Source organism: Cyanobium sp. BA20m-p-22, assembly GCF_024346275.1.
Classification (GTDB): domain Bacteria; phylum Cyanobacteriota; class Cyanobacteriia; order PCC-6307; family Cyanobiaceae; genus Cyanobium_A.
This window is the reverse complement of sequence record NZ_JAGQCQ010000236.1, coordinates 1-5883: the sequence shown is the minus strand read 5'-3', so window position 1 is coordinate 5883 and position 5883 is coordinate 1. Positions and strand designations below refer to the sequence as shown.

Below are 5883 nucleotides of genomic sequence, written 5' to 3'. Positions count from 1 at the left end.
CACAAAACAGGCTCAGGGGTTCGTCAGACTGGCGGCCGGAGAGCAGACGCTCCAGTTCGCGCAGGGAGCGGGCCGGCACGGTGACCGCGAATGGTTCACCTGGTTCACCGTCTTCGGCCTCAGCGGGGGCACCGGCATGGGCCAAGCAGAGAACGGCGAGACGATGGCCGTCGGTGGCGGCACACTCGAGCACCTGGTGATCCAGCCGCAGGTGCACGCCGGTGAGAATCTGCTTTGACTCATCACTGCTGCTGGCAAACAAGGTGGCCCGCAGGCCCTTCACCAGCGCCTCAGCCTCCAGTCGGATTGGGGTGCCGCTCTGCACCAGGGGAAGGTCGGGGAAATCCTCCGCCGGCATGCCTCGCATCTGGTAGCTGCCGGAAACACTGGTGAGCTCAACCTGCTCAGTCCCCTCCTCACAGTGGAGGGTGATCGGGTTGTCACTGGAGAGCCGCGAGACAATTTCCCCAAACAACTTGGACGGCAGGGTGATGGCGCCGCTGGTTTCCACGCTGGCGGAGAAGCTGGTCTGGATGCCGAGGCTGAGATCAAAACCAGTGAGGCTCAGGCGGCCGGTGCCCGCATCGGCGGTGAGCAGCACGTTGGCGAGCACCGGGTGGGTCGGGCGACTCGCCACGGCCCGGCTCACCAGCTGAAGACTGGAACTGAGTTCGGATTGGGAACAGACCAGCTTCATGGCGTATGGACTGGGTTGCCTGGGGACCAGCGGTAGGCAGCCCCCACGCTTCCACAGCCCGGCTGATTGCGCAACGCCGGTGAACCGTATCCAACCGTCCTTCCCAACCGACCTTCTGATTAAGGGATTAAAGGATCTTTAGAAGAAATAAAAACGGCCGTAGTAGGGGCTGGGGGAACGGTGGAAAACCCACCAGATCCCAGTTCTTGGAAGCAGTTGCCGGCCCATTTGGCTGGGGCATTTTGAACCTGTGTTGGGGATGGCCAAGCCTTTTGCCCAGTTTCCCGCCATTGGGGAAAAATGCTTTACCGGATGGTTGGCGAAATCAGATCACCATCCCCGCCTTTTCCATGCCTTTCCCCCAGGCATGAATCAGCCACTTTGATAATTGGTTGGGGGCTAGGGAGCTTTTTTAAAAGCCCATCACCTCTGCAACCTTGGCCGTATCCGCCGCCAGACCGGTGTGAAAGCGAGCATCGTTGTGTTCGATGGCAGTGGTTGGGTCCTTGAGGCCGTTACCGGTCAGAACGCACACCACCGTTGCGCCCGGGGGAACTTCCTCTCGACGCTTCAACAACCCAGCTACCGAGGCAGCACTGGCGGGTTCACAGAACACCCCTTCACCCGAGCCGAGCAGCTTGTAGGCGTCAATGATTTCGGCATCGGTTACGGCCATGAAATCGCCCCCACTCTCGGCTTTTACCTTGAGAGCCTTGTCCCGGTTTACCGGGTTGCCGATGCGGATCGCTGTGGCGATCGTGTCTGGTTGGTCCACCGAATGGCCCAGCACCAGGGGGGCAGAGCCGGCGGCCTGAAATCCCATCATCCGCGGCAATTTCCTGCTGCGGCCAGCTGCCTTGTATTCGTTGAATCCCATCCAGTAGGCACTGATGTTGCCAGCATTGCCAACGGGGATGCAGAGCCAATCTGGCGCTTCTCCTAGGGCTTCTATAACTTCAAAGGCTGCTGTCTTTTGGCCCTGCAGACGGTATGGATTGACCGAATTGACCAGGGTGATTGGATACTTACTGGCCATGTCCTGCACAATCGCAAGCGCCCGATCAAAGTTGCCCTGGATGGCGATTACCTCTGCGCCATAGAGCAGGGCTTGGGCCAGTTTTCCCTGGGCTACGTAGCCATCTGGGATCAGCACAAAGGCTCGCATGCCGCCGCGGCGGGCATAGGCGGCGGCGGCGGCCGAGGTGTTGCCGGTGCTGGCGCAGATCACCGCTTCTGAGCCCTCCTCCTTGGCCTTGGAGATCGCCATCGTCATGCCCCGGTCCTTGAAGGAGCCGGTGGGATTGAGACCGTCGTATTTCAGGAATACCTTCACCTTTCTGCCGATGCGCTCTGAGATCAGGGGAGCGGGGATCAGGGGAGTGGCTCCCTCGCGCAGGGTGATCACCGGCGTCTTGTCGCTGACCGGCAACCAACGGCGATAGGCCTCAATCAGGCCCGGCCAGTCCTGCATGGTGGGACAGCCAGCATATTGCCCCTGGCTCAGACGTTTCAGGGAACGGAGCAGGGACACGGTTTAAGGCAGTTGCTAGGGCGAATCTACGGTGCGCCTTTAGGGGTCTCGCCGCGCAGGCCATCGAGGGGGGATTCGGAGAAGAAGCGCACCAGGTCGGTGATTGAGCTGGCCTTGCGGATCAGGTTCATCAGGGCAGGGATGCTCACCTCCATTTCCCGAACCGGGTAGGCCCGGAAAAAGGAAATGGCGGAGATCGAACCATTGCCCTCCACCACACCCATGACCAGGCCGGAGCGAAGGGCAACGACGCCAGCTTGAGATGCGTTGAGGGGAAAAACAATCTGGGCAAGTCGCTCGAGGATGGCCTCACCGATGCGGGTGTTCAGCAGCCTGCTCACCAGGGTGACGGGCAGCTTCACCGATTGGTTGAGCAGCTGGGCAACGGTTTTGGGATTTTGGTTGCTGAATCTCAGCACATCGGCAAGCAGGCCCTGGGCCTGGCCGGTGGCGGCCAGTTTCTCCAGATCGGCCACGGGGATCGAGCGTCGAAACGCCCCGCTGACGAAGACGAGATTTTCAGCGGCAGCGGCGGCGGGTGGCGCCCAGATCCGCAGGCCCCCCAGCAGGCTCATGCCCATCACGGCGGCTGCCGCCGCACGGCCCAGCATCCGAATTTTATGCATGTTCAACCTTTTAGTTGGGTTTAGTTGGGGCCAAACCTAGATCGGCCGTTTGGGGATTCAGGCGGAGACGAGCACATCGCGCACCAGGCGCACCACACTGCGTTCAGCCAGGCCACGGGCAAGTTGAACGCCCATCTGGCGCAATTGGGGTTCGCCCAGAAGCCTGGGCAGGCGCCTCATCAGCATCTGGGGCTCGAAGCCCGGCAGGGCCTGGAGAATTCCCGTCAATTGCCGCACCGGTTCAAGGTCCAGTAGGGGCTCGTCGGCGTCGCTCAGCCGGTGCTTGCGCAGGCCAGGGGGCTGGAGCCTTTCCGGTAACCGTTTGCCGATCCGCAAGGTGGTGTGCCACGCCATGGCGTCCATGCGGAAAACCACCGCTTCCACCAGTTGCTGGCGCAGCAGCCCCCCATTGGCTGAAAACAGGAAGGTCAGCACCTGGTCCAGCAGCCCCTCAAGATCCAGCTGGCTGCCCTGGGAGGCGCTGGCAATCAGGTTGTCGAGCCGCTGCCAGCGGAAGATGTCGCCGTCGAAGAGCATTTCCTTGAGGCTTTGACGCAGGCTGGGATCGGGATCCTCCATCAGTCGCCGGGCGAAATAGGGATAGGCGGCGCCAAGAATCTTGAATTCGGAATCCACGCTCAGGGCGATCCCCTCCAGGGTCACCAGGGAGCGGATGATCAGGGCGTAGTAGGGCGGCACCCGGAAGGGGAAGCGATACATAACCCCGGAGAGGTCGTCGGTAACGGCCTTGAAATCCATGCGGCTGACGCCCTGCTCGATCGCCTGGCCAAAGACCTTCTCGAAGGCCGGCACGATCGGCTCGAGATTGACGTCTTCGGCAAGAAAGCCCAGGCTGACGAAATCCTTACTGAGCTTGCCGAAGTTGCGATTGACCAGGTGCACCACCGCCTGGATCAGGCCCGTGCGCGACTCGCGACTCACCTCGCTCATCATGCCGAAGTCGAGGTAGGCCAGGCGGCCGTCAGAGAGGGCCAGCAGGTTGCCCGGGTGGGGGTCGGCGTGAAAAAAGCCGTGCTCCAGCAATTGCTGCAAGCTGCAGTTAACACCGATATTCACCATTTCGTCGGGGTCAACGCCGATGCCACGCACGGCCTCGAGGTTGGTGAGTTTCACCCCCTCGATCCACTCCATGGTGAGCACCCGACGGCTGGTGGCCTGGTGATAGATGCGGGGGACGGCGATGCGGGGGTTGTGGGCGTGCAGGGCTGCGAAACGTTCGGCGTTGGCCGCCTCATTGCAGTAGTCCATCTCCTCGAACACTCGCTTGCCCAGCTCATCGATCAGGGCCACCAGGTCGCTGCGGATCAGGCCCACGTTCTGGTTCAGCCAGGCGGCGATGTTGCGCACGATGTAGAGATCGAGCGTGATCTGTTCGCGCAGCCCCGGTCGTTGCACCTTGACCGCAACCACCTGACCGCCCTTGAGCACCCCTTTGTGCACCTGGCCGAGGGAGGCAGCGGAGATCGGTTCGGCATCGAGCTGTTCATAGATATCCAGCACCGGCGCACCGAGGTCATCCTCGATGCAGGCCATGGCCAGGGCTGAATCGAAGCCTGGAAGTTGGTCCTGCAGTTGGGCCAGCTCCTCCAGCAACAGCGGCGGCACGATGTCGGGCCGGGTGGAGAGGGCCTGCCCGGCCTTGATGAAGGCGGGGCCCAGGGAGGCGATCAGATCGGCTGCTTCTTTGGCCCGGGCCCGGGCCCGATCGGGGCCCTTCAGTAGGCCGGTGAACCAGTCAAACCACACCCCCAGCAGATACAGGCCGATCGGCACCAGGGTCTGCCAGAGGCGCCGGATCAGCCTCTGGGGGTGGCCGGCGTAGATCCGGGTGATGGCGGCCGGGTCGTAACTGAGCAGGCCAGCGGCTTCGATGAAGTCGCTCAGCTCGGTTTTGTCGCTTAGAGCGGGAGACTCTTTGTCGCCTTGAGTTGGGGCCTCAGGCGTGATTTCCGGAGCTGGCTCAGGAGGGGCGCTCACCATGCCACGGGGCCGTTTAAGAATTTCCCCCCTTCTAAACGAAAGACCCAGCCGCTACGGTCAGGGCGATCACCATCCGCTTGTCGGACGGGCCTGTGCTGACTGGACTGCGTCTCGAGAACATCGCCCTGATCGAGGGGCTCGAGCTCAGTTTCTCCGCTGGTTTTACGGTGCTCACCGGAGAAACCGGGGCGGGCAAGTCGATCCTGCTCGATGCCCTCGATGCCCTGCTGGGCGGTGCCCAGGGCAGTGCGGGGGCCCGCTTGCTGCGCCGGGGTGCCGAGCGCGGCGTGATTGAGGCCAGCTTCAGCCTCACCCCTCCAGTTTTGAACTGGTTAGGGCAGCAGCAACTGGAGCCGGAAGATGAATTGCTGCTGACGCGGGAGTGGCGGCTCACGGAGGAGCGACTGACCAGCCGCCATCGTCTCAACGGTGTGGCGGTGAGTCGGGCTCAGATTCAGGAGCTGAGGCCCCTGTTGCTGGATCTCACCGTGCAGGGCCAAACCCAGCAACTGGGCCGACCTGGCCAGCAGCGGCGCTGGTTGGACCGCTTCGGTGGGGATTCCGTCCAGGCCCTGTTGGAGCCGGTGGCCACCGCCTGGAGCCAGTGGAAACGGGCGGCGGCGGAACTGGATCAGGCGCGCGCTGACCTTGACCAGATTGAACAGCAGCGGGCCCTGCAGGAACAGACACTGGCAGACCTGGAGGCAGCCCAGCTCGAGGACCCCCAGGAGCGCCAGCAGTTGCTGGCGGAGGAAAATCGCCTTGCCCATGGCGTGCGGCTGCAGGAAGGGGTGATGGCCCTGCTTGGTCGCCTGGTGGAGGGGGCGGAGCAGGCGCCCTCCGTGCTCGACCATCTGGCCGCCTGCGAGCAGGAGCTGCTCCAGATGGAGGGGCTCGACGGCGGGGTGGCTCCCCTGCGCAACCTCTGCAGTGATTCCCTCTCAGGCCTCCAGGAGCTGGCCCGCAACTTGGATGGCTACGGCGCCGCCCTCGACAGCGATCCCGAAAGCCTGGGGGCCCTACAGGAG

5 protein-coding genes are annotated in these 5883 nt (G+C 62.9%); 1 reads left to right on the top strand and 4 read right to left on the bottom strand.

The annotated features are described in order from the left end of the window. The 4 genes from dnaN to KBZ15_RS16725 all read right to left on the bottom strand — a co-directional run. Positions 1-697, bottom strand: a 697-nt coding sequence (gene dnaN / locus KBZ15_RS16740) for a DNA polymerase III subunit beta (RefSeq protein WP_255016345.1), incomplete at its 3' end; no start/stop codon positions are given. Positions 698-1109: 412 nt separating this feature from the next. Next, positions 1110-2168, bottom strand: coding sequence for a threonine synthase (gene thrC / locus KBZ15_RS16735; protein WP_255016344.1), 1059 nt, complete (start codon positions 2166-2168; stop codon positions 1110-1112). Positions 2169-2254: 86 nt separating this feature from the next. Beyond that, positions 2255-2854: an alpha/beta hydrolase gene (locus KBZ15_RS16730; RefSeq protein ID WP_255016343.1), complete on the bottom strand. Its 600-nt coding sequence runs from the start codon at positions 2852-2854 to the stop codon at positions 2255-2257. A 57-nt stretch (positions 2855-2911) separates the two neighbouring features. Further along, positions 2912-4855 (bottom strand): AarF/ABC1/UbiB kinase family protein, encoded by a 1944-nt coding sequence (locus tag KBZ15_RS16725; protein WP_255016342.1) that lies wholly within the window; start codon positions 4853-4855, stop codon positions 2912-2914. Between the two features lie 92 nt (positions 4856-4947). On the opposite strand from KBZ15_RS16725, the gene KBZ15_RS16720 reads away from it, so the two are divergent. After that, positions 4948-5883 (top strand): AAA family ATPase (locus KBZ15_RS16720; protein ID WP_255016346.1); only part of this gene is annotated, 936 nt, incomplete at its 3' end.

Excerpts from the sequence above, each read along its gene's own strand:
- thrC (WP_255016344.1), bottom strand. The coding sequence starts at position 2,168 with ATGCAGGACTGGCCGGGCCTGATTGAGGCCTATCGCCGTTGGTTGCCG.
- KBZ15_RS16730 (WP_255016343.1), bottom strand. The coding sequence starts at position 2,854 with ATGCATAAAATTCGGATGCTGGGCCGTGCGGCGGCAGCCGCCGTGATG.
- KBZ15_RS16725 (WP_255016342.1), bottom strand. The coding sequence starts at position 4,855 with ATGGTGAGCGCCCCTCCTGAGCCAGCTCCGGAAATCACGCCTGAGGCC.